The organism is Streptomyces vulcanius, assembly GCF_042653945.1.
GTDB classification, from domain to species: domain Bacteria; phylum Actinomycetota; class Actinomycetes; order Streptomycetales; family Streptomycetaceae; genus Streptomyces; species Streptomyces mangrovi.
In genome coordinates, this window is record NZ_JBHSFK010000002.1 from 380,714 (window position 1) to 405,712 (window position 24,999).

Below are 24,999 nucleotides of genomic sequence, written 5' to 3' on the forward strand. Positions count from 1 at the left end.
GGGGCTGTTCAGGTGAGCCGGGCCGCCACCAGCTCGGCGGCCCGGGCGACCAGCGGGTTGTCCGTGGGCCCCGCGGGGTCGTACTTGGTGGACAGCACGGCCAGGACGAGAGGCGGTCGCCGCGGCGGCCAGACGACGCCCACGTCGTTGGCGACGCCGTACGCCGACCCGCCCCCGGTCTTGTCCGCGAGGACCCAGTCGGCGGGCAGGCCGGCGCGGAAGCGCGCGATGTTGGTGGTGTTGGCGACGAGCCAGCCGGTCAGCCGTTCCCGGTCCGCGTCGGCCAGTGCGCCGCCGAGGAGGAGCCGGCCGTAGGTCCGTCCGATGGCGCGGGGGCTGGTGATGTCGGTCTCCCGCCAGGGTTCCGCCGAGTTCAGGTCGGGTTCCCACCGGTCGAGCCGGGTCAGCCCGTCACCGAGCGAGCGGCAGAACCGGGTGACCGCGGTCGGTCCGCCCAGCTCGCGCAGGAGGAGGTTCGCCGCGCCGTTGTCGCTGTGGGAGACGGCCGCCGCGCACAACTCCTCGACGGTCAGGCCGCCTGCGATGTTCTCGTCCGTGCCCGTGACCGGGATGTAGCCCGCCGCGGTGACGTACTCCCTGGTGTAGTGGATCCGCCGGGCGAGGTACTCGCCGTCGCGGTCGAGGTCCCTCAGTACGGCCCCGGCGGCGAGGCTCTTGAACACGGAGCAGAGGGGGAACCGCTCGTCCGCGCGGTATGTCACGCTCCGGCCCGTGGCCGTGTCGTACGCGAAGACGCCGAGCCGTGCGGAGTGCTCCCGCTCCAGGTCGCTCAACTGCCCTGAGAGTTCAGTCCCGGCGGAGGAGGAGGCGGAGGAGGCGGAGGCGGAGGCGGAGGCGGAGGCGGAGGCGGCCTGCGCCGAGGCGGCCGGTGTGGCGGCGGCGAGGGCGGCTCCGGCACCGAGGACGGTGAGTAATGTGCGGCGGCGAGGGTTGGTCTGGTTCATTGCGCTCATTGCGTTTATTACGTTTATTGCGTTCATTGCGCTCGTTCGTCCTTCGTCGGTCGCGTCTTGATCGGTCTTCCGACTTCCAATGATCAGGACGCGACCGACGAAGGATCAGTTTCGACTCGCCGTCGGGCTGCCTCGGTCTAGCGCTGGGCGTTCGCCGGCACCGTGATCTGCTGCTCGCCCCAGCTCATCCCGGTCGTGGCCTGGTAGTTCACGGTCGTGCCGGCCTTGAGCCCCGCTTCCTCGGCCCGCGCCGAGGGCTCGACGAGGATGTCCTGCTCGCAGAGCATCTCGCCGGTGGACGGGTCCACGACCAGCCGCTGCTCCACACTGCCCAGCAAGGTCCGCACCGTGCCGGGCGCCACGACGGCGACACCCTCGCGCCCCAGCGGGTCGGTGGCCCGGGCCAGCACCCGGACACCGGGCAGATCCGCCATCACCCGGTACGCAGCCGCTCGGACGGCGGGCTTCACGGGCATGGTGACGAGGTCGGCGGCCCGGCGCAGCATCCAGGCGGTCTGCCCGGAAGCGGTCTCGGCACCGCTGTCCTCGGCGTACAGGGCCTTGAGGTACGCACTCAACTCGTCGCTCTTCGAGGGAAGTTCGCGCAGATCGTCGTAGGAGACATTGCGCGGGCCGAGGGAGTAGATCTTTTCGTCGCTGTTCGTCTCCATGACCAGCGGCCGCCCCTGGGACCCGATGACGATCTCCAGCGTGCCCTTCCCGGCCCCTTCACCGCCCGGCGCCTGGAGCGAGGCGGGCGAGCCCGCGGCCTGCCAGCGGGCCTTGTCGGCGGCGGTACGGGGCGCGGTGGCACCGTCGATACCGGTCACCATCAGGCTCTGCGTCCCCGGCCGTACGCCCACCGACCACTCCGCCTTCGAGGTGGTGTTCACGGCGAAGAGCGCACCCTCCTTCCCGACGACGTCCACGCTGTCCGAACGCGTGGCGGTCTGCCAGTACGTTCCCTCCGCGGGCGAGGTCTCCGCCTTCTTCGCCGCGGCGAGCAGTTCGAGCCGGCCGCCCGGTACTGCGGGGTCGCCGGAGGACGCCTGCGAACGCGTCCCCGCGCCCCCGGACGGCGTCTGCGAGTCGGCGCTGCTCACGACGACGACGGTGGCCGCGACGGCGGTCAGCGCCACGGCCGCCCCGAGCGGACGCACCATCCCTGCCCAGAACGGCCGCACCACCCGGAGCCGGCCCTGCCCCTCGGTTCCCCCCGCCAGAATGCGGGCCAGATCCGTACGCTGCCGCGGGGCGTCCGCCAGCAGGGCGGGGTCCAACGCCTCGGGCCGCGCGTCGGCGAGCAGCTTCATGACGTCGGGGCGTCCGGCCCGCTCCTGGATCTTCTTCACGCGATGGCTCCTCTGTGGTCTGTGCGGTCGGTGCGGTCCGTGCGGTTCAGGGTGGGTGGGGATGACGCGGACGTCGGCTGCCGCCCGGGAGCGGTCCGCCGTATGGGCACCACCTCGGGTACGACCGTCGTCGCCGTGTCCAGGTCCACCGCCCCCAGGGCCTTCTCCAGCCGGCGGCGGGCCCGGTGCAGCCGGACGGTCACCGTCGCGGTGGTGCACCCGAGCACCCGTGCGGCCTGCTTGGCGCTCAGCCCGTGCCAGGCGATGAGCGTCAGCAGTTCCCGGTCGGCGTCGGACAGGCCCGCCAGGGCCTTCAGCGCGGCGTCCCGGTCGGTCACGTCGGCCGCGACATCGCCGTCCCCGCTCCGGGCACCGCTGCTGACGAGCCGTGCCTCCTCGGCGGCGAGGGCGTACTGGTAGCTGTCCCGGCGGCGCAGCTCGCGCACCAGGTTGCGGGCCACGCCCAGCAGCCAGGGCAACGCGGGCTGCGGAATGTCCCGCACCCGCCGCCAGGCGACGGTGAACGTCTCGCTGGTGATGTCCTCCCCTGTCTGCCGTCCCACGAGACTCGTGGTGTAGGCGAGGACGCGCGGATAGCACTCCTCATAGATGTCCCTGAAACGTTGGGCCTGCGTCACGCGCGTCCCCTCATATCGGCTGTCTCACCAAGCAATGCGCGCAGCGGCCCACTTCTTACAGCCCGCCCAAAAAAATCCGCGCGCCGAGGCGTCGGGCGAGAAGCGTCGGGCGAGAGCGTCGGGCGAGAGGAGGGTGAAGACGTCGTGTCAGTCACGCCGGTTCGCGGCGGCGTCGAGGAGAGGGCCGAGTTCCCGGGACACGGTCGTCAGGGGCCGTACGTCCCGCTCGGCGCGGGCGAGGAGGATCGCCCCCTCCAGGGCGCTGATCATGAGCGTGGCGAGCGCGCCGGCCCGCTCCTCCGGCACACCCATGTCCACCAGGGCCCGGGCGACCGGCCCGGTCCAGGTGGCGAACGCGGCGGCCACGGCCTCCCGTGTGGACGCGGTGGACTGCGCGCAGTCCACCGTGGCGGCGGCCACGGGGCAGCCGCCTGCGAAGCCGCCGGCCTCGTACTCGTCGGTCCACTGGCGCACCATCTCGGCGAACAGCCCACCGGGCGTCGGCTCGGGCAGCGCGGTCAGGAAGCGGGCGACCCGGTCGCCCGCGTACCGGCCGGCCCAGCCGACGGCCTCGTTGACGAGCTGCTCCTTGCCACCGGGGAAGTAGTGCTGGAGCGACCCGCGCGGCGCTCCGGCGTGGACGGCGACCTCACGCATACCCGTGGCGGCGACCCCGTCGCGCCGGATGAGCTGGGCCGCACTGAAGACCATCCGCTCGCGCGGCCCCCGTACCGTCGCCTTCCCGGACGTCTCCGCCGCCGTCATCCCCGACCTCCACCACGGTTCCAGCCTGCCCTGCCCTGCCTTGACCTGCCCTGACCGGAGTCCACCCTATGACCACCGTCATAAAGTGGACTACTATGACCGCCGTCATAGCCAGTGGCGGCGGATACAGCTGATACGGCGGTGCATCGTGGCGTACGTGGGTTTCGTCGGCCTGGGGGTCATGGGGCAGCCCATGGCGCTCAACCTCGCCCGCGCGGGGACGCCGCTCGTCGTCTGGAACCGCACCCCGGCCCGGTGCGATCCGCTGCGCGCCGCCGGTGCCGAGGTCGCCGCCGGTCCCGCCGAGGTCTTCGAGCGGGCGGGGACCGTGCTCCTCATGCTGGCCGACGAGACCGCCGTCGACGCGGTCCTGGCGCGCGGCACCCCGGACTTCGCCGCACGCGTCGCCGGACACACCGTCGTCCACATGGGCACGACGTCGCCGGAGTACTCGAGGGGCCTTCAGGACGCCGTGAGGGCGGCGGGCGGGAGGTATGCCGAGGCTCCGGTATCCGGATCCCGGGTCCCCGCGGAACAGGGTGAGCTGGTGGCGATGCTCGCGGGGGACGACGACGCCGTGGCCGCCGTACGACCCCTGCTCGCGCCCATGTGCCGCGAGACGTTCGGGTGCGGCCCGGTCCCGGACGCGCTGCTGATGAAGTTCGCGGTGAACCTGTTCCTGATCACGATGGTCACCGGGCTGACCGAGGCGTTCCACTTCGCCGACCGGCACGGACTCGACCAGCGGCTGCTCCGGGACGTCCTGGACGCGGGCCCGATGGCCAGCGCCGTCTCCCGGGTGAAGGCACCGAAGCTGCTCGCCCGCGACTTCGCCGTCCAGGCGGCCGCCGCGGACGTCCTGAAGAACAACCGGCTGATCGCGGAGGCCGCCCGCAAGGCCTCCCTGGCCTCCCCGCTCCTGGACCTCTGCCACACCCTCTTCGGCGAGACCGTCGAACAGGGCCACGGCGGTGAGGACATGGTGGCCGTCCTGCACGCGCTGGAGGCCCGGACCGGCCCTGCACAACCTGTGGAGCCCATGGAGCCTGTGGAGCCTGTGCGGCATTGGTCCTAGTGCTTTGTTCCGAGGCGCGCTGCGTCGCGAGACCGATTCCCGGCCCGTCCGCCGCGAATAGCGTGAGCCGCATGAGCGATGGAGCGCAGAAGCCCCCCGGGCCCGGCTGCCGCGCCGTGGACGTCGTCCGCGGCTACGCGGACCGAGACGCCATCGCGGTGCGGGACGCTCTGACCGGCCTGGACGCGGTCGCGTGGCAGGAGATGTACGCCGTCCTGAACGGCCTGCTGCACTCCACCGTCAGCATCATCGAGGTGACGGGCACGCGGTGGACGACCGGCCAGCTGGTCGAGCACGCCGACGAGGTCGCCACCGCCGCCCCTCCCCACTACGAGTTCGCCGTCGCCGAGGCGGCGCGGGCGTGGGCCGGCGGGGACCGGTCGGCGCTGAGCGCGCTGCCGGGCCGGGATCCCCTGGGGGCTGTGCATGTGACGGCCGCGTTCGTCGCCGCTCTGGGGCTGGTGCTGTGGGGCAGGACCAGATTCCTGGGCGTCCTCACGGCATACGACGAAACGGTCGCCGCGATCGTGGACGGCCGGCCCTCCGGTCTCTGACCCACACACACGCGCGCGCGTTGCGTGCTCAGGGCGTCAGCTGCTGGTGGGGATAGGCGGCCGAGCGGTGCTGGAAGGAGAGGATCTTCGGGTTCTGGACGACACCGTCGCGGATCTCGATGGCCTTTCTGACCGTGACGTCGCGGTCCCATGCCGCCGGGCCGCTCATGACCTTGCGCAGATAGGGAAGGAGCGCCTCGCTGATTTCCCAGGTGGCGGAGTTCCACAGGTGGGACGGGCTGTGGTCCACCGCGTAGTAGTGGCAGCCCGGCCCCACCGTGTACATGGGCTCGCCGAAGGTGGTCGGACGGGCCCATGCGAAGCCCATGCCCTCGTCGCAGGCGACGTCGATGAAGAAGGTTCCCGGCCGGAACAGGGCGAGTTCGTCATAGGTGACGAAGGTGAGCGGCGCGTCGGTGTCCTGCAGGACGCAGTTGACGATGATGTCGAACCCGGCCAGATACTCCGCCAGCGGCATGGAACCGGCCGCGGTGACTGCCCGCAGGCGCGACGGATCGTCCTCCTGCTCCTCGAAGTGGGCCATCACGACCGAGGGCATCGGTGAGGCCACCGCCGCGGCGGCGCGCTGGGTGAGCACCGTGACGTCGGTGACCCCCATGGCGCCCAGGCCCGTGACCGCTCCGCGCGCCGTGGCACCGAAGCTGATGACCACCGCGCGCATGCGGCGCCCGTAGCTGCCGGTCAGCCCGCCGAGCTGGAGGGCGTGCAGCACCGAGCAGTAGCCGGCGAGCTCGTTGTTCTTGTGGAACACATGGACGCTGAAGGCGCCCGTGGAGGTCCAGTGGTTCATGGCCTCCCAGGCGATCAGGGTCAGCCGTCGGTCGATGCCGATCTGCGTCATCTTCTCGTCCTGCACGCAGTGCGGCCATCCCCACAGCACCTGGCCCTCGCGCAGCTCGGCGATGTCGTCGTGCATCGGTTTGGGCAGCAGCAGGACGTCGCACTCGGCGATGAGCTGCTCTCGGGAGCGCAGGCCGGCCACGAGTGGTCGCAGCGCGTCGTCGGCGATGCCGAACCGTTGGCCGTAGCCCTGTTCGAGGAAGATCCTCTCGCGTACGTCCGGCGCGACCCGGTCGAGGTGGCGGGGGTGCAGCGGAAGACGGAACTCGTTCTCCTTGCGGGAGGAGGCGAGTACTCCGAGACTCATCAGGCTCATGTGGGGCGGCTCATTTCCGACCGGGCACGAGGTGCTCCGGCATTGCCGTTCCCCGAGGGCGACGCCGAAACGGATGACGGCGTGCGAGGTGCGCTCGGTAACCGCCACGGTACTCCCGTCCCGGCCACGGGGACGCGCCCCTCTGTGGCCCCGGACGGGCGATGACGTCCGTGCACTCGACGATCTCGGACGGAGGTCGACGACGAGTTCCTTGGCATCGGGCTGCTCACGCAGGAGGCCGAGGGTCTCGGTGAGGAAGTCGTCCATGCCGGCCCAGCAGGGTGGTGCACACACCCAGCGGCGCCACCTCGATCACCTGGACGCCGGCGTCGGCGCCCGCGAGCTGCACGCGCGGGCTCTCGGAGAAGGAGTACAGGGCGGCCTTGGTCGCGTTGCAGGTCGGGGCGACCGGCAGCGGCACGAACGCCAGCGCGGAGGTGACGTTCATGACGACCGCGTCGTCCTTGCCCACCAGCAGCGGCAGGCAGGACGGCGTACGTCATCCGGATCGTGCCGAGCAGGTTGACCGTGACGTGATCCTCGGCGACAGGGAGCGAGGCCGGGTCGAGAAGGTCCCCCCGCAGCATGATGCCGGCGTTGTTGACCAGGACGTTCAGCTCCGGGTGGGCGGACACCACCGCTTCCCGGGCCCGGGCGATCGACACGGGGCCCGTGACGTCGAGGACTAGCGCCTCGATGCCCGGGTGCTCGGGTGCTCGGGTGCTCGGGTCCTCGGCCGTGATCTCGTCGAGAAGCTCCTCGCGCCGCCCGGCGACGACCACCTTGTTACCGGCCTCGCGCAGACGCAGAGCGAGACCGAGCCGATGCCCGAGGTGCCGCCGGTGATCAGGACGGTATTGCCGGTCATCTTCATGACAGCAGGTCACAGGCGCGCCTGCGGGCCATCCCACTCCCCCGCCCCCATACAGACGACCTTCACCGGCACACATCCGCTACGCTGTCCCTGGTCGATCGTTGGTACGTCGCGCTGTCTGCCCAAGCAACACTGTGGAGGGCTAGACACCACTACTGACCAGCGGGCTTGCCTTCGTAGCTCAGGGGATAGAGCACCGCTCTCCTAAAGCGGGTGTCGCAGGTTCGAATCCTGCCGGGGGCACCAGGCAAAAGGCCCCGGACTGATCATGGTCCGGGGCCTTTGACATCTACTTTTGACATCAACGGGGGCGGTCACTCACGGCCGGGGCGCCTCTTCCTGTTCCTCAGCAGCCGGTCCATGTGGCTCATGGCTTCGCGCTGGGTGTCCTGCACGACGTGCGTGTAGACGTCCATGGTGATGCTGATCTGGGAGTGCCCGAGGATCTCCATCACAACGCGGGGCGCGGCCCCTGCCGCCGTGAGGAGGGTGGCGGTGCCGTGGCGTGCATCGTGGAGCCGGATGACGCGGAGGCCGGCGGACTGGGCGACGCGGGTGAAGGAGCGGTAGAGGTTGCGCGGCTCGACGGGGCGGCCGGTGCGGGTGGCGAAGACGTAGTCCGAGCCCTTCCACTTCTCCCCAGCCTTGGCGCGAGCATCCGTCTGCCTCATGCGGTGCCAGCGCAGGGGTGCGATGCAGAGGGCGGGGAGCGGTACGGCCCGGCGACGGCGGCTCTTGGGGTCGTCGTCGTACAGGACGCCACGGCGGCGCTGGACCTGGTGGCGGACGTAGAGGACCCGGTTGTCCAGGTCGAGGTCCGACCACCGGAGACCGACGATCTCTCCCCGGCGGAGGCCCATGGCGATGGCGAGGACGAAGGCCGCATAGAGCGGGTCCTTCCGGGACGCCGCGAGGAAATCAAGGGTCTCGTCCAGAGTCCACGGATGCAGCTCGGGCGTATCCGTGCGGGGCGGCTCGACGAGCTTGGCGACGTTGCGCGTGATCAGTTCCTCCCGGCAGGCCGAGGTCAGCGCCGAGCGCAGAACCCGGTGCGATTCCTTGGCGGTTGCGGCGGTCGTCTCCTTCTCCAGGCGGACGAGGAACCGGCGGACGTCGGCGACGCCAAGGGATTCGAGCCGCTTGGTACCGAGGAGCGGCACCAGGTAGAGCCGGACGTGCGACTCGTACTTGTCGAAGGTGCTGAGCTTCCGCCGGGGCTTGATGACGTTGTCCAGCCAGTACGGCAGCCACTCGGAAAGCTTGGCCGACTTGGTGGGCACGGGAACGCCCTGGTCCACCTTGTCCAGCAGCTCACGGCGCTTGGCGTCGCACTCGGCCCAGGTCTTGCCGTAGGCGAACTTGCGGGCCCGGGTGCCGTCCGGCTGGAGCACGTAGACGGCGCACTGATAGCGGCCGTCCTTGCGCTTGGTGATGGTGCCGGCGCCGTTCGGGTTGCGCTTGCGCTGAGTGGCCATCAGGCTGCCTCCTCCAACTGACCGAGGACGAAGTCCCGGACGGCGTCAACAGGGATCCGACGGGCGCCGTCGATCTTGATCGAGACGAGGCGGTGCGACCGGATCAGGTCGTAAACCTTGGAGCGTCCGAGCTTGAGCCGGGCCATGACCTCGGGCACGGTCAGAAGTTCGGCGGTGGCGGTGGTCATGCTGCGGGCCCCTCCTCGGTGAGCTTTCGCGCAAGGCGTCGCGGGCGGTCTCGCGGTTGGTCTGGAGGTCGCGGGCGATGGTCGCGGCGAGGGCGGCTTCCCCCGGGGTGTGGCCGTGGCCGGCGTACTGCCAGTCGGTCAGGACGAGGACGGTGTCCGGCTCGCGGTCGTCGAGGCCGAGGACGGAAGCCTCTTGTGCGGCGCGGTAGTCGGCGCGTTCCTGGCGGAGGGCGCCGAGGGTGGTGGAGTAGGTGCGCGACTTGGACGAGAAGTGCCCGCGGAAGCCGAGCATGTGCGCCCAGGCCCACAGGCGCCGGTCCGGGTAGAGGGCGTCCAGGTCGCGGCATGCGGTGATGAGGCGCCGGGTGTGCTCGGGAACCTGGTGGCGGTCGAGTTCGGAGAGTTCGCCGATGCGGCGGTCCAGGGTGCCGGTGTTCTCAGCGGCTTTGGTGGCGTACTTGGCCACGTACGAGGCAACGGCCTGTTCGGTGATGTCGGAGCCGTCGCCGAAGGCCTTGACCGGGCGGACGTCGAGCTGTCGGCCCCATCGGAACGTCCGGGCGGGTTGGTCGTCGGCAGCCGGGACCGAGACGGACGTGTACGAGTGCGCGGCGGCGGCACGTATCGCGTCCGTGAGCAGGTCGACCGTGGCCCAGGCGGGCGGCGGTGTGCCGGGTCCGTCGGGGCCGTCGAGGCGTACGACGGCGTGGAAGTGCAGGGCGCCGCGCTTCTGGAACTCGGCGACCTTGCCGTACGAGACGCGGAGGTGGTCGGCGAGTTCGCGGCGGGGCAGGCCGGCGCGGGCGGCGAGTTCGCGGCGGAGGCGGGTGGTGAAGCGCTGCCAGAGCTGTCCGGCGTGGTTGTTGAAGAGAACGGCGCCCGCGTAGTCGTAGGTGTCCGGGTCGAGGGCTCTGCCCAGTTCGGGGGCGTCGGGGGTGTGTGGGGTGCCGCAGCGGCAGGTTCCGTGGTCAGGGCGGTTGTGGACCGGGCCGAAGGAGGGTGCGGTGAGGGTGGCGAAGACGCGCGGGTGGTCGCGGACAGCCGCGGGGATGTCTCGGCGGTCGTCTCCGGCGAGGCCGGCGCGGATCAGGTGGTAGGTGTCGCCCGCGTAGGTCCAGGCGCAGGAGGGACAGCGGGATGCGCGGCGGTTGCCGCAGGCGAGGCGCAGGCGTCCGCCCGGTTCGTTGGCTGTGGAGTAGTGGTGCAGGGTCTCGCCGGTTGTCTTGTCCTTGGTGAGGGTCCAGCCGGTGAGGTGGATCGGGTCGGAGCAGCCGCCGGTGCGGCGGATCTGGTCTTCCCAGCGGGTGTAGTCGGAGGCCGAGGCCACGCGGAGGATGTCCCGGAGGGTGGTCGGGTCGAGCGGTGGGGCGGGCGGGTGCGTCTTCTGTGTCGCGGGTGAGGCCCGGTGGGCCATGCTGGGGGTTCCTTCCGGCTGTGAGATCGATCGGTGGGGACGGCTCCCGGGCGGCGGATGCTTGGCGGTATCGAGGCCGCCCGGGGGCCGGTCAGCGGCGTTTGGCGTCGGAGGCAAGCAGGGAGCGCAGGACGACGGCGCAGACGGCGACCGAGGCGCCGGTGATGGCGACCGCCAGGAGCAGCGAGACCAGGACGGCGCCGAGGACCAGGACGACGGCCGTGCCGGCGCCGACGAGGGCGAGGGCGGTGCCGGGGGTGAGCTGGACGACCGGGCGGGACGGGGCCGGGGCGACGGGCGTCGGTGGCGGGACCGGGGTGCCCGGGGTGGCGTTGGTCGGCTCGATGACGACGGGCGGGAAGACGAGCCCGGTCGGCGTGGGCATGGTGGGGATCTTGGGGCGGAGCATGGCGGGTCTCCCTACTTGATGGCGGTGTCGATGACGGGGGCGAGCAGGGTGTCGGCGATGAGGTAGCCACCGAGGAGCAGCACCAGGACCAGCCAGAGCGGCGGGCGGATGAGCTTGCAGCCGAGGTAGCCGACGACGGCGAGGGCGAACCAGAGCGGGACCTGCATGGCGGTGTCTCCTAGCGGACGCGGCAGCGGTGGGTGCGGGCGGCGAGCTGGGCGGCGGTCTGGCTGGAGTAGTCGGCGGACCAGCCGCAGCGGTCGGCGGTGCAGACGGCGGCGTGCACGGTCCGGCCATTGCGGTCGCGGTGGGTGCCGATCTGCACGGGGCCGATCCGCATCAGGGAGTGGAAGTTGTCGCGGGCAGGCATCCCTGATCAGTCCCTTTGGGCGGTGGGGTTGGAATACTGGGCACGGATGCTCTGGGCGGCGTCCGGGTCGTCGACGCGTCGTGCGGCTTCCTCAGCGAGCAGGTGAGCGAGGAAGGGGCGTTCAGCAGCAGCCATGTCCCGCGCCGCGTCGAGGTAGTCGGCCACGGTCAAGCCGGCCGGGTCGGAGGTCATCTCTGTTCTCCCTTGCAGTCAGGCGAGGTGGGCGGCGATGGCGTCGGCGAGGTGGGGCGGGACGCCGAGCCGGGAGCGCAGGGTTTCGGGGTCGATCGGGGAGCCGGTACGGGCGCGGTATTCGTCGGCGACCTTGCGGGCGTGGTCGACCAGGACGGCAGGGACCGGCGGGGCGGCGGTCGAGGCGGGAGCAGGGGACGGGACCGGGACCGCGTCAGGCTCGGGCACGGCTGCTTCCGGTAGCCGGGGATCGGCGTCCGGTGTGTCCGGGACGGGTGTCGGCGGAACCGGCTCCGACTTCGGCTCCGCAGCCGACGAGTGAGCGAGGAGCGTTCCGCCGAGGAAGGCGAGTGCAGGCCATCCGGCGATGCCGAGGCGGAGCAGGCCAGGCGGGTCGGTCAGGTCGAGGAACCCGGCGGTGGCGACGTTAGCGCCGAGCGAGGCGAACAGGGCGATGAGGAACCAGCACCAGGCCAACCGGGACGGCCCCTCACTGCGTAGGCGCCGCCAGGCCGCGACCAAGAGCAGGTCGACACTGACCGGGTAGGCCCACGCCTTCCAGCCGTTCTGTCCGGCAGCCGCGGCCAGGTCGTGCAGGTGGGCGAAGGACAGGGCACCGGCGATCACGGCCTGAATCAGCACCGCGTCGACATGGAGACCGTGACGGGCGGCCATCAGACGTCGTCCGGGTAGGCAGGGCCGTCGGGGTCGTAGCCGTCCGGGAAGGTGCCGGGCGGCGGCTCGGGCAGCGAGACGGCGAGGGACGTGCTGACGGCTTCCACGAAGTCGAGGTCGGCGCCGTTCATGTCGGCGTACAGGGCGAGTTGGCCGAGCAGGAGCACGGTCCGGGCGAAGTCCTCGCAGTCCGGGCACATGGCGGTTCTCCCTTCATGAGGCATGGCGGGGGTAGGGACTTGGCGCGAAGGCGGTCACGCCGACCGTGGGAATGCGGCAGAGATCAGGCGGTGGCCGAGGTGACCTTGACCAGCGGCACGGGCGCGACGTCGGAGCCGAGGAGGGCGGGCCGGAAGGGGGCCAGCTCAGGCAGGTCCGGGGTCCGGTCTGCGTGCCGGTTGCAGATGTTCACGGCCTGGCGGAGCGAGGTGTGCGGGGCACGGATGCGGTGCCAGCCTCCGGAGGAGTCACCCGCGATGGCGAGCCCGCGCATCTCCGCCGGGATTTGGATGGCGGCGAGGACGGCGTCCGGAGAGATGTCGCCGAAGGCCATGTTGGCGGAGGATTCGTCGTTGACGCGGTGGGCGGTACGGCCGGTGAGCTGGGCGCGGAGCATGGTGATGCCCTTGCCGAGTTCGGAGCCGAAGCGCTGCCCGCAGATTTCGAGGTAGATGCCGGCCGCGCGGCCGAGCTGGGCGAGGCGGGCCAGGGCGGTGACGATGCGGTCCCGCCGCTTCTCCTCCTCCTTGCTTGCGTACAGGGCGAGTTCGGCGACCTCGTCGACCAGGACGACGACCGGAGTCGGTCGCAGGTCGTCGGGTAGGTCCCAGATGTCGGCGGCGATCTCCGCGTCCGGCACGTCGGAGGTGATCCGCTGCTGGGCACGGATGAGCTGATAGACGTCTCCCATCCGCGCCACAAGCGCGTCGAGCAGTTCGGCGGCGGTCTCGGGATTGTCGGCCAGCGCGGAAAACCGGCGGGCCAGCGGGAACAGCTCGACTCCCTGCTTGCAGTCGATACCGACGAGAGCAACGTCCATCGGGGCGAGTCCGGCGACCAGGTTGCGTTGGTAGACGGACTTACCGGACTCCGTGGCGCCGAGGGTGAGGGCGTGGGGTATCGCCCGGTAGTCGCGGTAGTGCACCGAGCCGTCCTGCCGCAGGGCAACCGGCACCCGCATCGGCCGCGAGTCGGTCTCGGCAGGCATCTGCACCCGCTTGAGCACGTCGTAGCCGGTCATCCGCACCTCGACGACGCCGGACCGCAGCTCACGCGAGGTCACGCCGTACATCGAGAACGAGTGCCGGAGCCGGTCCGAGGCGGCGGCGATGTCGAAGGCGTCCTGTCCGGGGCGGAGCTTGAGCCGTAGGACAAGACCGGTGCGGGTCGGCCGCAGCCGCAGGATACGCGGCGGACGCGGCTCCGGCATCGGCCGGTTGGCGGCACGGGCCAGGGCGAGCCGCCATCGGGCCGGCGGGACGGTCAGCCCGCACGCGTCCATGACGGAGCCGTACCGGATCAGGACCCGCACCACGGCCAGCGTGACCCCGAAGGTCAACCAGTACCAGGCGGGGCGCCGCCACCGCAGGAGACCCACGGCGGCGACGACCAGCACCAGAGCGACCGTGAAACCGGTCATGTCAGGCCGCCTTGGACCCTGTGGCGGCGTTGGCGAGCGAGGTCACCGCGACCGCGCGGAACGCGATGCCGTGCCGCCTCTGGCCGTTGAAGTCGTTCTCCCACGGGCGGGCGATCAGGCCCGTGAGCGCGACCGGCGTGCCCATGGCCAGCTCACCGGAGATGCCCGGCTCCGGGACGGTGATGGACAGGATCTCCACCTCCTCGTTCGCCGCGAACATCACGTCGACCGTCATCAGCTTTGCCCCGCTCTCCGAATCGGTGGCGATCTCACCGGTACGGCGGTCCTTGACCTTGACCTGCGGGGACTTGGCGACCATGACGACCGCGCCGGAGGTGTCGACGGGAATCTGACGCACTGAGACCACTCCTCTATAGATGATGAACTCCGTCACTCATATACATGAGTGACATGAAGAAGAGTGCCTCACTCCTGTACATGAGTCAACCCGCCGCGGAAAAGAACTCGCGACGGGCTGTGAGGAGTTGAGTGGGTGTCAGTCGTCCGCAGGGATCCGGTACTCGAAAACGAACTGGTCAGCGGCCATGAGCGTGTCGCACACCTCCACCACGAGACCCGCAGCCGTACGGGCCTCCCGGATCAGGTGGACTACCGGCGCACCTGGGCTCAGCGCCAGCTCCGAGGCCTCCGCCTTCGAGGCCGACCGCGCTTGCAGTGTCTCGACGAACTCCGAGAACTCATGCCCATGGTCTTCGAGTCGGGCGTAGATGCCACCGCCGCCGGGGTTCTCGGCGAACAGCTCCGGGATGTCTTTTACGACGTCCCAAGGAAGGTAGGACGTGGCGGTCTCGACCGGGGTGCCGTTACGGAAGTACAGGCGCCGGCGAGCCAGCACCTGCGTACCGGCGGGGACACCCAGCCGTTGGGCAGCATCCTCGGGAGCCTCCATCGGCCCGATGTAGAGGACGCTCACTTTGGCCGTGGCCCCGGACTGCGCGGACTCCGCGAGATAGGCCGCTTGCCCACCTTGCCGGAGCGAGCGCCGGAAGCGATCGGAGGAGCGGTGCCGCACCGGAGGCCGGTTCTTCACGATCGACCCCTTGCCGTGCCGGGTCTCCACCAATCCGCTCGCCCGCACCTCGACCATGGCCTTACGGATCGTCCCGCCGGACACGCCGTAGCGGTCCACCAGCTCAGATTCACTCGGCACCATGTCACCGGGCTTGAGGACCCCCGCCCGGATCTGCTGCACGAGCTCTTCCGCGATCTGCACATACCGAGGCCCGGAACCGACCCCTCCCGCCGCAGTTCCCATAGTCCTTCTCTGCCTCCTATGCTCCTCTATATGAGTCAACCACAGGAAGCGAGCACCTCTCCCCTGCACTCCGTGTCCGTAGCCGGAGTAGTGGTGCGCGAGGACGGCCGCCTCCTGGCAATCCGCCGAGCCGACAACGGCACCTGGGAACTCCCCGGCGGCATCCTCGAACTCAACGAGACCCCAGAGGCCGGCGTCGCCCGCGAGGTCCTGGAGGAGACAGGCATCCACGTCGAGATCGACGAACTCACCGGCGTCTACAAGAACATGACCCGAGGCATCGTCGCCCTGGTCTTCCGCTGCAAGCCCTCCGGCGGCACCGAACGCACCTCCAGCGAATCCACCGCCGTCTCCTGGCTCACCCCCGACGAGGTCAGCCACCGCATGTCCGAAGCTTTCGCCATCAGACTCCTGGACGCCCTGGACGGCAACGGCCCCCACGTCCGCAGCCACGACGGCAAGCACCTCATCCCAGCGGGATAAGACCTTCTCTCCATCATCAAGGCGGCTCGCTCCGCTCCCCGCGCGCGGCCCGGCCCCCGGCCGGGCCTGCGCTCCTGCCTCCGTCCCGCTCCAGCCCGACCGGTGTCCGTGCCGCACTCAGGAGGGTCAGCGGTCTGATGCCAACGAGAGGAACCACCTTTCCAATCCACTCCTGTCAACTGATGCAACCTGATCATGTCCGCCCCCGGACCGAGCAGGGCCCCCACCTGGCCCCGCTCCGCCGAGTCGTCCCACAGTCCCTCGGATCCGGTGGTGCACCACGTCAACTGCTGATACACCTGTAGACACGAAAATCACCCAGGGAGACGCATGAGCGAGCTCGAGATCCTGCAGATGGCGACACCTGCCGCGCAAGCACTCCTATCGTGCATGGTTTCCGATGCGTGGCAAGCTACGAAGGGGAAGTTCGCAAGACTCCTAGGCCGCGATAGTGAAGGAGACGTCCAGATCATTGAAGGTGATCTGGAAGAATCTCGCAGGGAAATCCTCGAAGGGACCTCTGACACTTCTCGGGTAACGGCAGAAGTGTGGAAAGCGCGATTCCGTCAAGCTCTTCTGGCCAACCCAGAAATGGCCAACGACCTGCGTAACCTTTTGGGCGAGCTAGGCGAAGACGCAGGCACAAGCAGCCAAAGAGTGACCCAGAACGCCGTAGCCAAGGATAACGCCGTGGTATTCCAACAATCTTCCGGTGTCCAAAATTACTACGGCTCGGCAAGCAGCAATGAGTGAAGGTCCTTTTTCTTCGAGAACCGCTCATCTGACCGGTAAAGTCACGCATGCGCATGATCACGCAACGACTTTCCAGCAAGAGCACGGCGTACAGATCTACCTCGGCGCAAATAGCGATGGCAACCTAGGCGCCGCGATTACTAGCGCACGCCTAGCTAGCCTGCATTTTTGGCCGCTTGTTAGCGAAAATACTGACCCCGTTAAATGGGGTGTCCATCCCGCGCCGAACCGGGAAGACAGTAGGTATGTCGAGTACGTTGGGCGCGATGTTGATCAGGATATTCTCCAAGCGATCCGGCCCGGTTGCTTCCTACTGTTGGTAGGCGACTCTACCGCTGGGAAATCTAGGACTGCCTTTGAAGCGGCACAGCGTCTGCTCGGCGATTACCGAGTCTTCATGCCTTTTGATGGAAGTGAAACCGGCATCGCATCTGAATTACTGAGACATAGCACCCAACTACTCCTGTGGCTCGATGATCTAGACGTCTTCTTGGCGCCACCAGCTGTCTCCGTTCGGACAATCGACGAAATCACAGAGAATAACGGGATAGTACTAGCCACTATTAGGGCTGAACGTTATAACGAGCTGTCAATCCGTGAAGATCGCTCCGCCTTTAGTACCGAACGTTTGCTCGTTCGAAATGCTCGCCAGATCATGAGTCGAGCCAGTAAATTCTTTCTTGATCGCCGATGGTCCGCAGAAGAAATTAGTCGAGCCCAAACCAGCTCCGACCCCAGAATGACAGATGCATTAAGTCACGCCGATGAATATGGGGTGGCAGAATACCTCGCAGCTGGACCACAACTCTACGAAGAGTGGAGAAATGCATGGGCTCCAGGCGGGCACCCGCGCGCCGCCGCCTTGGTGGCTTCAGCTATCGACTTCAAACGAGCAGGAATAAGCAAACCTGTAGGAGTCGGAGAACTCCTCAAAGTTCACGAATATTATCTGCAACAGAATGGCGGGATGCGACTCCGTCCAGAATCCTTTGAGCAGGCAATTTCCTGGGCTACAGATCCTCTGCACGCCACTACTAGCCTCCTTGTTCCGTACGAGGCAGGTACCTATAAAGCGTTCGACTATCTAGTTGACAAGGTGGCGAACTCAGAGACCCTTCAAGAGATTCCCGACATCATCTGGGATGAGGTTCTCTCGGGAGGGTGGGATTTCGACTTTCACACAGTCGGCGAGTATGCCGCAAAGACTGGCAGAACAGATCTTGCAGAGAGAGCGTATCGCATCGCAGAAGATTCAGATGCAGAAGGCAAGGGAGCGTTTCGCCTCGGATACGTATTTGCCGCAGCTGGGAACTACGACCAAGCTGAAGCATGGTATGAGAGATCGGCTAATAGCGGGAATGTTCGTGCTCTTGTAAACCTCGGCTACGTTTACATGCAGAAGAATGACAGTGCACAGGCTGAGAGGTACTTGGGGCTTGCGGCCCAAAGGGGCGAGGAAAAGGCAGCCTTTGGCCTCGCCATCGTTCTCCTGCATCAGAACCGTATCGACGAGGCAGATTCTTGGTGTCTAATCGCTGAAGAAAAAGGGCTAAAGTCGGCAAAGGTACTGCGCGCTGACATCTGCATGGCCAAGGGAGAGATCGATCAGGCCGAGAAGATCTACCGAGAAAATGTGACGATTCTGCCTGGCAAGGCAGCTGCTGGCCTAGGTCTCATACACCTTCGCAGAAGAGAATATACGCAGGCGATTCCACAATTTCAGATAGCCGTTCGCGAAAATGATCACAACGCGTTGCTCAGCATAGCTTACTGTCATTCTGGGCTGCGGGATCACGAAAAGGCTCAGGAGTCATCGAAGAAGTACATCGCAGAACATCCTGATCATGCGGCCGGCTACTTTAACCTCGCGTTCTACCTCTCGCGCGCCAATGCTGTGAACGAGGCGGAAAATGCCTACAGGAAAGCAATCGAGCTCGGAGATTATCGATCTATTACCAACCTGGCGAATCTACTTTCCAACGCAGAGCGGTACGACGAGGCGGAAGATCTTTACCTCTCTGCAATTGAGAAGCAAGACGGTAAGGCGCGGAGCGGCCTCGCCCATTTGTACAGAATGACGGGACGCTTCTCGGCAGCAATTCGAATGCTTCGTGAGCTGGTTCGCGAAGGGCATCGGCCAGCCTACAAGGAAATGGGCCGCGTGCAGGAGGATCTAGGGCGAACGAACCTGGCAATTCTGTGGCTCCAAAAGGCCGTCGACCTGGGCGACAAAAGCGCTGGGGTCAGACTTGGATACATTTACGAACGAAGGGGTGAACCGAAGAAAGCCACACCTTACTACCGGATAGCAGCAGAAGATGGTGACGGTCACGCATATCTTCACCTTGGCATGATTTTCGAGCACCGCGGCAACGTCGAGAAGGCTAAGGACTTGTATCAGGAAGCCTTCACTCACGACGAGTTCGAGGCTGCATCAAGGCTTGGACGCCTGTACTGGCTGGAAGGCAATTTGAGCCAGAGCGAGGAATGGTGCAGGAAGGGAGTCGAAAAGGGAGACGAGGACGCTAAAGAATACCTTTCGTTTCTGCTAAAGTATGCGCCAGGGAATCGCAGCGAAGGCCAGCGGCTCGATCGGGGATCGCAGGTTCCCAAGCTGAGGGCTCTGGATCAGTGATCGCGGTCCGGCCGCCGCAGCTTGCTCTGGTCGACGCCACACCCCGACAGCGTGGCTGAGGCCGGTGGGGGTGCAGCGAGGCACACGCGCGCCTGATCGGTTGACACACCCGCCGTCGTGGCTGGCTTTCGTCGGCTTCGGCACAGACGAACCGCGCATCGGACCGCATGGCAGATGTCAGCCCACCTGGCCCGGCTCGAACGGGCTGGCCCCCTCCACAACGGGCCGGTGCTGGGGTCTACAGCGCGCCGACCGACGCAGGCAGAATGATCGTAGGACAGCCGTCAGCGCTCCCGCACCGGTGCTTCCCGCATCGCAAGGGCAGCGAGGGTGAGTGTGTAACTGCGTGACAACGCCGACGAACAACAGCGGACGACCGCGAACGTCAGCGGACGGTCAGCGCAGGTGAGAGGCACACCAGCCCAAGGCAGCGCCCCCACCCAAGTTGCTTCGGGACGAAGAAGTCATTACCCAAGGGCGTCGCCCACCAAGCCTCCGCCGTCGCGGCTTGCTCTGACGAGCGTCACCGAGCAGCGTGGCTGAGGTCGGTGGGGGTGCAGCGAGGCATACGCGCGCCTGGTTGGTCGGCGCACCCGCCGTCGTGGCTGACTGTCGTCGGCTGAGGCGCAGACGAACCCGTGTCCACCTCTGAGCAGACGTCTCCGGGCACCCACCCGCGGCCGGTGCGGCAGGACTGTGCATCCTGGGCACCATGACGAACCCCGAAGGCCCATACGTGAAGGTGCACTTCCGGCTTGAGATCGAGGACGACTGGCCACCGGCGTCGGTCGAGAGTCTGTGGGCCGTCGACCAGGGCGATGGCACCGCACGGCTCGACAACAGCCCCTGGTTCGTTCGGGGCATTGCCTGCGGGGACATCGTGGCCACCGAGATCGACGAGGAGGGCGTGCGGTGGGCCGGCGAGGTGGTTCGGCGATCCGAGAAGTGCACCATCCGCCTGATCGTGTTCCGTGACGGCGGTTCGGGAGCCGCACGGCAGAGCGTGATCGACGCGTTCAAGGAACTCGGCGTCGACGGCGAGGGCATAGAGCGGTTCGGCATGGTCGCCCTGGACGTTCCACCCAGCGCCGATCTCGCCAAGGTGCAACGGCTGCTCAACCACGGTGTTGCCGAGGAGTGGTGGGACATGGAAGTGGGGTGCATCACCGCGCAGTGGCAGGCCACGTCCGCCGGCTGACACCGTCCAGGAGACCCACGGCTGGACCGTCCCTGGGCCGCCCATCAGCTTGTGGCCACGCTCGAAGCCGAAGGAAGCTCATGGCAACAGACTTAGCCCCGTGGACCATGTCGGACTGGGACACGCTGCGGCTTCCGAAGGCATCGTTGACCAGCAGAAATACGCGGGGGCCAAGGGGCGGGCTTCCGGAGCGGTGTGCGTTGCCTATGCGTCAGCCTCGATGGATGACAGGGGGATGCGCAGGACGCGGTGCAGTCGGGCGGAGGTCTCAATGTCGAGCCCCAGGCTCGCGTGACGCAAGGATGCGCTGTGCCGGCTGATGAGGGCCAGGTCATGAAGCTGACGGTGCAGCTCGGCGGTGAGGACCTCGTCAGGGTCGTCGGCGTAGCTGTCCCCCGTGTTCAAGCGCTCGTCCACAGCCTCTACGGCACGACTGCTCACCACCGAGGTCAGATCACCCGTGCCGAACAAATAGGCCACCGCGGCGTAGAGCACCGCGGCCGCCGCCGGCTCGTCGGCGTCACCGGGACCATCCTGCCCATCGTTGTGGCAGTACTCGCTCAGGAGGTACTCACCCACCCCGTGCTTGATCTCTCCGAACGCCATTGAATTACCCAACGCCGCTTCCCACAGAGCATTGAGCAACGGTCGAAGTCCGAGGGCGTACTCCGCCTGCTCATCAGCCGGCAGAGCCTCCTGGGCCCGCATCAGCCGCTCCGCCACCCCGACGGCGAACACAACGCGCTCATCCGGGGACGCATCAGCCAGCCGGCTTACCAACTCGGCTTCCAAATCCTGCCAGGTCGCCATCCGTGCCCACCTCAGTCATGACGCTGATCACCTGACGCCGACCCTAGCCGCACCATCGCCACGAGCGCCGCGGCAGAGCAGCGATGAACAGCACCGATATCGACCCTCCATCACCGTCTACACCCGTCAGCATTGCCCCGACCCGCCAAGCAGGCCCCGGCAACCATCCAACCCGGGAGTCAGCCGCCGCCCTCGGAGAGAGCCACTCTCTGAGGCAGCGGTGCGGCGATGAGCGCCAGCGCGCCGCCGTGGACGACCTGGCAGCGATGTTGGAGCAATGCGCCGGGACCCCGGGCAGCTACTTGTGGTTCCAGGGCGATTGGCAGCCCGTGGTGCCTCTCCCCGCCGTCATGAGCGGCATAGCACGACGGGGAGGAAGCCCGGGTTGGTGCCCGGATTCCCTCCCCGTGTGGAATGCGCCGCCTTGCGGCTCTGCCTTCAGGAGCTGTGCTGTTCGCTCACCGCCAGGAGGTGACCGCGGCTGGTGGCGACGCGGAGGACATCCCGCAGGGCTCCGGTCAGTTCCTGCGCCAACCGTTGCACCTCCTCCGGGTCCGTGTCCTGGTCGTTGAGGGTTTCGGAGGCCTGTTCCAGCAGTTCAGCCGCCGTGCCGAGTTGGGCCGCTTCAATGTTGTCCGCCAGGCGGGACATGTAGCCGGCCCGGTCGTCGGTGCTCAGGTAGCAGGGCTTGCCCTCAGGGCCCGACCACGGCAGAAGTCGCATCTCGTTTCGTGCCGTCATCCTTGCGTCTGCCTCTCATCGATCATGTGGTGGCTGGTGAAGACCGCGTCCACGCGATCCCCCGGGAAGACCAAGAGCGCGGCTTCGACGACCCGACCAGCGGAGTCGGTCGCGATGCGTGTGATCGCCAGGACCGCCCCAGCGGAGCCGATCCGGAGCGAGGACGCTTCGTCCGGTGTCGGTGGGCGAGCGCATACCGTCTCCTGGACGGCAGCCGGCAGTGGACCGGTGACCGCGAATCTCGTGACCGCCTCTCGGCACGAGGACGCGTCATCGAGCACACCGGCCGGTGCCAGGTCACGCGGGACGTAGATGCGGGCCAGCCCGTGCGGTGACTCCCCTTCGAGGCTGACGCAGGAGAACTCGGCGAGGGGGCTACCCGTCGGCACCTTCAGCAGAGTCGTCAGATGCCCGTGAGCCCGAACAGTGGCGGTGCGAACGGTGACGCTCAGGGCTGGCTCAGCTGCGGTCCACGGGTCCAGCGTCCCCCAGCCGCCGACGTAAAGGATCTTGCGGAGGGGGCGCCGGACGAAGTTGCCCTTGCCGTGGATCTTCTCGACGAGACCTTCCCCCTGGAGCACCGCGAGAGCACCCCGCAGCGTCGCCGTGCTGACCTTGTACCGGTCGGCCAGGCCGGCTTCAGAGGGGAGGCGTTCGCCGGGCTGGATTCGGCCGGTCATGATCTGGGACCGGAGGTCGTCGGCGATGTCGTGCCGGCGAGTAGGCACGGACGCGGTCACCGCCTTCTCAGCATTCGCACGGCAACGAGCCGGGTCCGCATGTGTATGGTCAGCAGCTCTCCCGACTCAAAGAGGATCTGCTTGGCGCCTTGCGGGAGTTGGAAGAGGTCACTCACCCGGCAGGCTTGGCCGCCGACCTGGATGATGTCGCCGCGTTGCACGGTGTTCGAGGTGACCTCAATGTTGGAGACCAGCGCGCCGCCGGGAGTCCGGTCGCTCACCGCTGCACCTCCGTAAGCGCAGAGTGGCACGGGCAGCTGCACGCCTCGTAGATCACCGGCAGGTCGACCGGCGCCGAGGCCGGAGAGGACTCCGAGCAGGCAAGGTGCGTACCGATGGAGCAGGCGGTAGACCGGTAGGGGACGACCGAGGTGTCCGTGATGTGCGGCTGTTGACGAGGAGGCATCAGCTCACTCCCGCGAGGGTCGACCAGGCCGCGGCCGACGGATGGGGAGCTACGACCACGGAACGCGTCCGCACGCGGGTCTCCCAGGCCAGCACGTATGGGCGGACGAGTGCGTTGTCCTCACCCGTGAGCGAGTGTTCGTGGTCCGCACTGGCGGAAGCGTGCCCCAGGACGACGGCCGACGCGTCAGCAGGCGCAAGAAGGGAAGCGGCCGACGGCGGAACGGGGGTCAAGGGGCGGCGGTGCCTGCCCTTGGGGGCGTGCCGCGCCCTGGTGAGTGAGACGGCACGGCGGATACGGTTGAGCACGCTGTTCAGCTCCTATCGCTGATGGCCCGGTCCCCCGACATCGCCCGTCGTGGGGACCGCTTTGCGTACGACCGCCCAGAGGGTGCGGCCGTTCAGGCTGGTGGCGAGGAGGCCGAAACGGTCGGCCACGGCCACCACGTCCAGGACCTCCCGCCATGACTCGGCGGAGAGCACTTCCGGTACCTCCGCTTCCACCGACGTGTGCCGGGGGTGTTCCTCCACTCGCGTGAGCAGCCCGAGGGCGGACAGCCGGGCGGCGATGGCCGCCGCGCTAACTCCCGAAGCGGGCACAGGGCAGCCTCCGTCACCAGCGATCACTTTGAGTGAAGCTAGTTAACTAGATTAGAGCTAGTGGACTAGATTTTCCATATGCCTGAGCAGCCGCCCTATCTCCGCATCGCCGACGAACTCCGGCGGCGGATCGTGGAGCACGTCTGGGAGCCGGGAGACCGCCTGCCCTCCCGCGCCCAGATCGGCCAGGAGTGCGGCGTGGGCGAGAACGTGGTCCGCCGGGCACAGGAGTTGCTGATCTCCCAGGGCGTGTTGGAGGGCCGGGCCGGTTCGGGCACATACGTCGCCGAGCCCCGGCAGCGGGTGCGGGTCGTCCGGTCGTCGGCACGGGAACAGCCCAGCGGTTCGCCGTTCCGGGCGGACATGAAGGCACTCGGCAGGCAGGGCGATTGGGAGAGCCGGACGGACGCCAAAGTGCCGGCTCCGGCGGAGATCGCGGCGCGGCTCGGAATCGCCGAAGGCGACCTGTGCGTCCGGACGACGTACGAGTTCCTGGCGGACGGCAGACCGGTGCAACTGTCGACGAGTTGGGAGCCGTACGACCTCACCGCCGGCACACTCGTCGTCCTCCCCGAGGGAGGCCCGCACGCGGGAGCCGGCGTGGTGAACCGGATGGCCGCGATCGGCATCACCGTCAGCCACGCCGTCGAGCAGCCGGAGCCGAGGCAAGCAACCGCCGAGGAGGCCTCGCTACTCGGCATCCAGAAGGCTGCACTCGTCACGCACATCCGGCGGACGTACTACAGCAACGAAGGGCAGCCCGTGGAGACGGCGGACATCTTGGTGCCCGCCGCCCACTGCGAGATCGTCTATGAGATCCCGATCAACCGCTAAGCGGACCCGGCGAAGTCATCTGCTTAGGGACGGCTGCTACGACTGCTACGGCTACCGCCCCAGGGCTCCATCTGGGTCGTCCAGGGCGGATCGTGCCTGCTCGCGGAAGTGGCTCAGGCTCGGCCAACGGGCAGGCCTGAGCGATGGTATGTCGCCCCGCCTGGCTGACTCCAGTCCTTGCCTCACGAGGGTGCTGCGCAGGATGAACCCGTAATCCCGTGTTACTGACTTGGCTTCCGCGGCCACGATGTCAGGCCCCGCTAGAGCCACAGCGCTCTCAGCCTTCGAGAGCGCCGACATGAGTCGGCGTGCCTCGGCGGCCCGCTCCGGCAGGTCTGCCGGTGCAGAGTCCCCTGCCGACGTGAGGGCGGATATCGCTGGAGCAAGTTCCTCTGCTGCGTTTACGAACCGGGCGTAGGCGTCAGCGCGCGTCTGCCGCCGCCAGTGCTCGTGCTGTGAGCGGCGCTGGGAGTTACCCGTGTTCTTGGCCGCACGTACGACCCCGAAGGCGCCAAGTCCCGCCCCAACTACAGCCGCAGCAGCGGCAATTGATGCCGTTCCCCCTAGATCCATTGGCCCATTATGCCAATCACTGACGCAGCATCAGGGGCGGACCTCATGGGGTCCGCTCAGACGCTCCTCACGTGGCGACTTCTGACATCCACGGCTGACATCAACGAGGCCGGACAGCGACACACAGCAGCGCCCCCGCGCGACCGCCGGACCAGCCGACGACGGCCCCAGGGCGGGAGT

Annotated in this window: 30 protein-coding genes, 1 tRNA gene and 2 pseudogenes; 8 read left to right on the forward strand and 25 right to left on the reverse strand. The window is 67.8% G+C overall.

Annotated features, from left to right (window positions below; genetic code table 11):
- Positions 1–8 precede the first annotated feature (8 nt).
- The 4 genes from bla to ACFPIH_RS04190 form a co-directional block, all read right to left on the reverse strand.
- The gene (gene bla / locus ACFPIH_RS04175; RefSeq protein ID WP_381168268.1) at positions 9–965 is read right to left on the reverse strand and encodes a class A beta-lactamase; all 957 of its coding nucleotides are present in this window, start codon (positions 963–965) and stop codon (positions 9–11) included.
- 146 nt (positions 966–1,111) lie between these two features.
- A complete protein-coding gene (locus tag ACFPIH_RS04180; RefSeq protein WP_381168270.1) occupies positions 1,112–2,326 on the reverse strand; it encodes a CU044_5270 family protein in 1,215 nt (404 codons plus the stop codon).
- The gene (locus ACFPIH_RS04185; protein ID WP_381168272.1) at positions 2,323–2,964 is read right to left on the reverse strand and encodes an RNA polymerase sigma factor; all 642 of its coding nucleotides are present in this window, start codon (positions 2,962–2,964) and stop codon (positions 2,323–2,325) included. Before ACFPIH_RS04185 ends, ACFPIH_RS04180 begins: the two co-directional genes overlap by 4 nt.
- Before the next feature lie 147 nt (positions 2,965–3,111).
- Positions 3,112–3,729, reverse strand: coding sequence for a TetR/AcrR family transcriptional regulator (locus tag ACFPIH_RS04190; RefSeq protein WP_381168274.1), 618 nt, complete (start codon positions 3,727–3,729; stop codon positions 3,112–3,114).
- A gap of 148 nt (positions 3,730–3,877) precedes the next feature.
- On the opposite strand from ACFPIH_RS04190, the gene ACFPIH_RS04195 reads away from it, so the two are divergent.
- Positions 3,878–4,804 (forward strand): NAD(P)-dependent oxidoreductase, encoded by a 927-nt coding sequence (locus tag ACFPIH_RS04195; RefSeq protein ID WP_381168505.1) that lies wholly within the window; start codon positions 3,878–3,880, stop codon positions 4,802–4,804.
- Between the two features lie 71 nt (positions 4,805–4,875).
- The gene (locus ACFPIH_RS04200) at positions 4,876–5,358 is read left to right on the forward strand and encodes a hypothetical protein (protein WP_381168276.1); all 483 of its coding nucleotides are present in this window, start codon (positions 4,876–4,878) and stop codon (positions 5,356–5,358) included.
- A gap of 28 nt (positions 5,359–5,386) precedes the next feature.
- On the opposite strand, the gene ACFPIH_RS04205 is transcribed toward ACFPIH_RS04200, so the two are convergent.
- From ACFPIH_RS04205 to ACFPIH_RS04215, 3 genes and pseudogenes are all read right to left on the reverse strand, one after another.
- A complete protein-coding gene (locus tag ACFPIH_RS04205) occupies positions 5,387–6,535 on the reverse strand; it encodes a N(5)-(carboxyethyl)ornithine synthase (protein WP_381168278.1) in 1,149 nt (382 codons plus the stop codon).
- 226 nt (positions 6,536–6,761) lie between these two features.
- Complete coding sequence (locus ACFPIH_RS04210) at positions 6,762–6,983, reverse strand: hypothetical protein (RefSeq protein ID WP_381168280.1); 222 nt, start codon at positions 6,981–6,983, stop codon at positions 6,762–6,764.
- Between the two features lie 73 nt (positions 6,984–7,056).
- Positions 7,057–7,485: pseudogene (locus tag ACFPIH_RS04215) on the reverse strand (SDR family NAD(P)-dependent oxidoreductase); the annotation flags it as partial.
- Between the two features lie 94 nt (positions 7,486–7,579).
- On the opposite strand from ACFPIH_RS04215, the gene ACFPIH_RS04220 reads away from it, so the two are divergent.
- Positions 7,580–7,655, forward strand: a tRNA-Arg gene (locus tag ACFPIH_RS04220).
- 68 nt (positions 7,656–7,723) lie between these two features.
- Here ACFPIH_RS04220 and ACFPIH_RS04225 read toward each other — a convergent pair.
- From ACFPIH_RS04225 to ACFPIH_RS04280, 12 genes and pseudogenes are all read right to left on the reverse strand, one after another.
- Positions 7,724–8,884: a site-specific integrase gene (locus ACFPIH_RS04225; RefSeq protein WP_381168282.1), complete on the reverse strand. Its 1,161-nt coding sequence runs from the start codon at positions 8,882–8,884 to the stop codon at positions 7,724–7,726.
- On the reverse strand, positions 8,884–9,072 hold the full coding sequence (locus ACFPIH_RS04230; protein WP_351739109.1) for a helix-turn-helix domain-containing protein: 189 nt from the start codon (positions 9,070–9,072) through the stop codon (positions 8,884–8,886). Before ACFPIH_RS04230 ends, ACFPIH_RS04225 begins: the two co-directional genes overlap by 1 nt.
- Positions 9,073–9,079: 7 nt before the next feature.
- Positions 9,080–10,486 (reverse strand): annotated as a pseudogene (gene repSA / locus ACFPIH_RS04235) (replication initiator protein RepSA); the annotation flags it as partial.
- Between the two features lie 91 nt (positions 10,487–10,577).
- A complete protein-coding gene (locus ACFPIH_RS04240) occupies positions 10,578–10,895 on the reverse strand; it encodes a SpdD-like protein (protein ID WP_381168285.1) in 318 nt (105 codons plus the stop codon).
- Between the two features lie 11 nt (positions 10,896–10,906).
- Positions 10,907–11,062: a hypothetical protein gene (locus ACFPIH_RS04245; RefSeq protein ID WP_189264482.1), complete on the reverse strand. Its 156-nt coding sequence runs from the start codon at positions 11,060–11,062 to the stop codon at positions 10,907–10,909.
- Positions 11,063–11,073: 11 nt separating this feature from the next.
- Positions 11,074–11,265: a mobile element transfer protein gene (locus tag ACFPIH_RS04250; RefSeq protein ID WP_350820184.1), complete on the reverse strand. Its 192-nt coding sequence runs from the start codon at positions 11,263–11,265 to the stop codon at positions 11,074–11,076.
- Positions 11,266–11,271: 6 nt separating this feature from the next.
- A complete protein-coding gene (locus ACFPIH_RS04255; RefSeq protein ID WP_381168288.1) occupies positions 11,272–11,457 on the reverse strand; it encodes a hypothetical protein in 186 nt (61 codons plus the stop codon).
- An 18-nt stretch (positions 11,458–11,475) separates the two neighbouring features.
- Positions 11,476–12,132, reverse strand: coding sequence for a DUF2637 domain-containing protein (locus tag ACFPIH_RS04260; RefSeq protein ID WP_381168290.1), 657 nt, complete (start codon positions 12,130–12,132; stop codon positions 11,476–11,478).
- Complete coding sequence (locus ACFPIH_RS04265) at positions 12,132–12,332, reverse strand: hypothetical protein (protein ID WP_381168292.1); 201 nt, start codon at positions 12,330–12,332, stop codon at positions 12,132–12,134. Before ACFPIH_RS04265 ends, ACFPIH_RS04260 begins: the two co-directional genes overlap by 1 nt.
- An 83-nt stretch (positions 12,333–12,415) precedes the next feature.
- A complete protein-coding gene (locus ACFPIH_RS04270) occupies positions 12,416–13,771 on the reverse strand; it encodes an FtsK/SpoIIIE domain-containing protein (protein ID WP_381168294.1) in 1,356 nt (451 codons plus the stop codon).
- Between the two features lies 1 nt (position 13,772).
- Positions 13,773–14,129, reverse strand: coding sequence for an SCO3933 family regulatory protein (locus tag ACFPIH_RS04275; RefSeq protein ID WP_381168296.1), 357 nt, complete (start codon positions 14,127–14,129; stop codon positions 13,773–13,775).
- Between the two features lie 138 nt (positions 14,130–14,267).
- Entirely contained in the window at positions 14,268–15,047 is a 780-nt protein-coding gene (locus ACFPIH_RS04280; protein ID WP_381168298.1) for a GntR family transcriptional regulator, read from the reverse strand.
- A gap of 18 nt (positions 15,048–15,065) precedes the next feature.
- Here ACFPIH_RS04280 and ACFPIH_RS04285 point away from each other — a divergent pair, with 18 nt between their 5' ends.
- The 4 genes from ACFPIH_RS04285 (at position 15,066) to ACFPIH_RS04300 (ending at position 20,116) form a co-directional block, all read left to right on the forward strand.
- Positions 15,066–15,530, forward strand: a complete 465-nt coding sequence (locus ACFPIH_RS04285; RefSeq protein ID WP_381168300.1) for an NUDIX hydrolase — start codon at positions 15,066–15,068, stop codon at positions 15,528–15,530.
- Between the two features lie 330 nt (positions 15,531–15,860).
- Positions 15,861–16,283 carry a hypothetical protein gene (locus tag ACFPIH_RS04290; protein WP_381168302.1) on the forward strand — a complete coding sequence of 141 codons (423 nt, stop codon included), beginning with the start codon at positions 15,861–15,863 and terminating at the stop codon, positions 16,281–16,283.
- A 775-nt stretch (positions 16,284–17,058) separates the two neighbouring features.
- Positions 17,059–18,918, forward strand: a complete 1,860-nt coding sequence (locus ACFPIH_RS04295; RefSeq protein WP_381168304.1) for a tetratricopeptide repeat protein — start codon at positions 17,059–17,061, stop codon at positions 18,916–18,918.
- A 712-nt stretch (positions 18,919–19,630) separates the two neighbouring features.
- On the forward strand, positions 19,631–20,116 hold the full coding sequence (locus ACFPIH_RS04300) for a DUF4265 domain-containing protein (protein WP_381168306.1): 486 nt from the start codon (positions 19,631–19,633) through the stop codon (positions 20,114–20,116).
- A 204-nt stretch (positions 20,117–20,320) separates the two neighbouring features.
- Here the strand turns inward: ACFPIH_RS04300 and ACFPIH_RS04305 are convergent, their stop codons facing one another.
- From ACFPIH_RS04305 to ACFPIH_RS04330, 6 genes are all read right to left on the reverse strand, one after another.
- Positions 20,321–20,926 carry a hypothetical protein gene (locus ACFPIH_RS04305; protein WP_381168308.1) on the reverse strand — a complete coding sequence of 202 codons (606 nt, stop codon included), beginning with the start codon at positions 20,924–20,926 and terminating at the stop codon, positions 20,321–20,323.
- Between the two features lie 438 nt (positions 20,927–21,364).
- On the reverse strand, positions 21,365–21,667 hold the full coding sequence (locus ACFPIH_RS04310; protein WP_381168310.1) for a hypothetical protein: 303 nt from the start codon (positions 21,665–21,667) through the stop codon (positions 21,365–21,367).
- A complete protein-coding gene (locus tag ACFPIH_RS04315; protein WP_381168312.1) occupies positions 21,664–22,407 on the reverse strand; it encodes a GntR family transcriptional regulator in 744 nt (247 codons plus the stop codon). Before ACFPIH_RS04315 ends, ACFPIH_RS04310 begins: the two co-directional genes overlap by 4 nt.
- Positions 22,404–22,628 carry a hypothetical protein gene (locus ACFPIH_RS04320; protein WP_381168314.1) on the reverse strand — a complete coding sequence of 75 codons (225 nt, stop codon included), beginning with the start codon at positions 22,626–22,628 and terminating at the stop codon, positions 22,404–22,406. Before ACFPIH_RS04320 ends, ACFPIH_RS04315 begins: the two co-directional genes overlap by 4 nt.
- A gap of 184 nt (positions 22,629–22,812) precedes the next feature.
- On the reverse strand, positions 22,813–23,121 hold the full coding sequence (locus ACFPIH_RS04325) for a hypothetical protein (RefSeq protein ID WP_381168316.1): 309 nt from the start codon (positions 23,119–23,121) through the stop codon (positions 22,813–22,815).
- Between the two features lie 12 nt (positions 23,122–23,133).
- Positions 23,134–23,412 (reverse strand): hypothetical protein, encoded by a 279-nt coding sequence (locus ACFPIH_RS04330; protein WP_381168318.1) that lies wholly within the window; start codon positions 23,410–23,412, stop codon positions 23,134–23,136.
- Positions 23,413–23,490: 78 nt separating this feature from the next.
- Between ACFPIH_RS04330 and ACFPIH_RS04335 the strand changes: the two genes are divergently transcribed.
- A complete protein-coding gene (locus ACFPIH_RS04335; protein ID WP_381168321.1) occupies positions 23,491–24,246 on the forward strand; it encodes a GntR family transcriptional regulator in 756 nt (251 codons plus the stop codon).
- Positions 24,247–24,999: the final 753 nt, after the last annotated feature.

Excerpts from the sequence above, each read along its gene's own strand:
- bla (WP_381168268.1), bottom strand. The coding sequence starts at position 965 with ATGAACCAGACCAACCCTCGCCGCCGCACATTACTCACCGTCCTCGGT.
- ACFPIH_RS04190 (WP_381168274.1), bottom strand. The coding sequence starts at position 3,729 with ATGACGGCGGCGGAGACGTCCGGGAAGGCGACGGTACGGGGGCCGCGC.
- ACFPIH_RS04200 (WP_381168276.1), top strand. The coding sequence starts at position 4,876 with ATGAGCGATGGAGCGCAGAAGCCCCCCGGGCCCGGCTGCCGCGCCGTG.
- ACFPIH_RS04205 (WP_381168278.1), bottom strand. The coding sequence starts at position 6,535 with ATGAGCCTGATGAGTCTCGGAGTACTCGCCTCCTCCCGCAAGGAGAAC.
- ACFPIH_RS04210 (WP_381168280.1), bottom strand. The coding sequence starts at position 6,983 with ATGAACGTCACCTCCGCGCTGGCGTTCGTGCCGCTGCCGGTCGCCCCG.
- ACFPIH_RS04225 (WP_381168282.1), bottom strand. The coding sequence starts at position 8,884 with ATGGCCACTCAGCGCAAGCGCAACCCGAACGGCGCCGGCACCATCACC.
- ACFPIH_RS04230 (WP_351739109.1), bottom strand. The coding sequence starts at position 9,072 with ATGACCACCGCCACCGCCGAACTTCTGACCGTGCCCGAGGTCATGGCC.
- ACFPIH_RS04240 (WP_381168285.1), bottom strand. The coding sequence starts at position 10,895 with ATGCTCCGCCCCAAGATCCCCACCATGCCCACGCCGACCGGGCTCGTC.
- ACFPIH_RS04245 (WP_189264482.1), bottom strand. The coding sequence starts at position 11,062 with ATGCAGGTCCCGCTCTGGTTCGCCCTCGCCGTCGTCGGCTACCTCGGC.
- ACFPIH_RS04250 (WP_350820184.1), bottom strand. The coding sequence starts at position 11,265 with ATGCCTGCCCGCGACAACTTCCACTCCCTGATGCGGATCGGCCCCGTG.
- ACFPIH_RS04255 (WP_381168288.1), bottom strand. The coding sequence starts at position 11,457 with ATGACCTCCGACCCGGCCGGCTTGACCGTGGCCGACTACCTCGACGCG.
- ACFPIH_RS04260 (WP_381168290.1), bottom strand. The coding sequence starts at position 12,132 with ATGGCCGCCCGTCACGGTCTCCATGTCGACGCGGTGCTGATTCAGGCC.
- ACFPIH_RS04265 (WP_381168292.1), bottom strand. The coding sequence starts at position 12,332 with ATGTGCCCGGACTGCGAGGACTTCGCCCGGACCGTGCTCCTGCTCGGC.
- ACFPIH_RS04270 (WP_381168294.1), bottom strand. The coding sequence starts at position 13,771 with ATGACCGGTTTCACGGTCGCTCTGGTGCTGGTCGTCGCCGCCGTGGGT.
- ACFPIH_RS04280 (WP_381168298.1), bottom strand. The coding sequence starts at position 15,047 with ATGGGAACTGCGGCGGGAGGGGTCGGTTCCGGGCCTCGGTATGTGCAG.
- ACFPIH_RS04285 (WP_381168300.1), top strand. The coding sequence starts at position 15,066 with ATGCTCCTCTATATGAGTCAACCACAGGAAGCGAGCACCTCTCCCCTG.
- ACFPIH_RS04290 (WP_381168302.1), top strand. The coding sequence starts at position 15,861 with ATGAGCGAGCTCGAGATCCTGCAGATGGCGACACCTGCCGCGCAAGCA.
- ACFPIH_RS04300 (WP_381168306.1), top strand. The coding sequence starts at position 19,631 with ATGACGAACCCCGAAGGCCCATACGTGAAGGTGCACTTCCGGCTTGAG.
- ACFPIH_RS04305 (WP_381168308.1), bottom strand. The coding sequence starts at position 20,926 with ATGGCGACCTGGCAGGATTTGGAAGCCGAGTTGGTAAGCCGGCTGGCT.
- ACFPIH_RS04310 (WP_381168310.1), bottom strand. The coding sequence starts at position 21,667 with ATGACGGCACGAAACGAGATGCGACTTCTGCCGTGGTCGGGCCCTGAG.
- ACFPIH_RS04335 (WP_381168321.1), top strand. The coding sequence starts at position 23,491 with ATGCCTGAGCAGCCGCCCTATCTCCGCATCGCCGACGAACTCCGGCGG.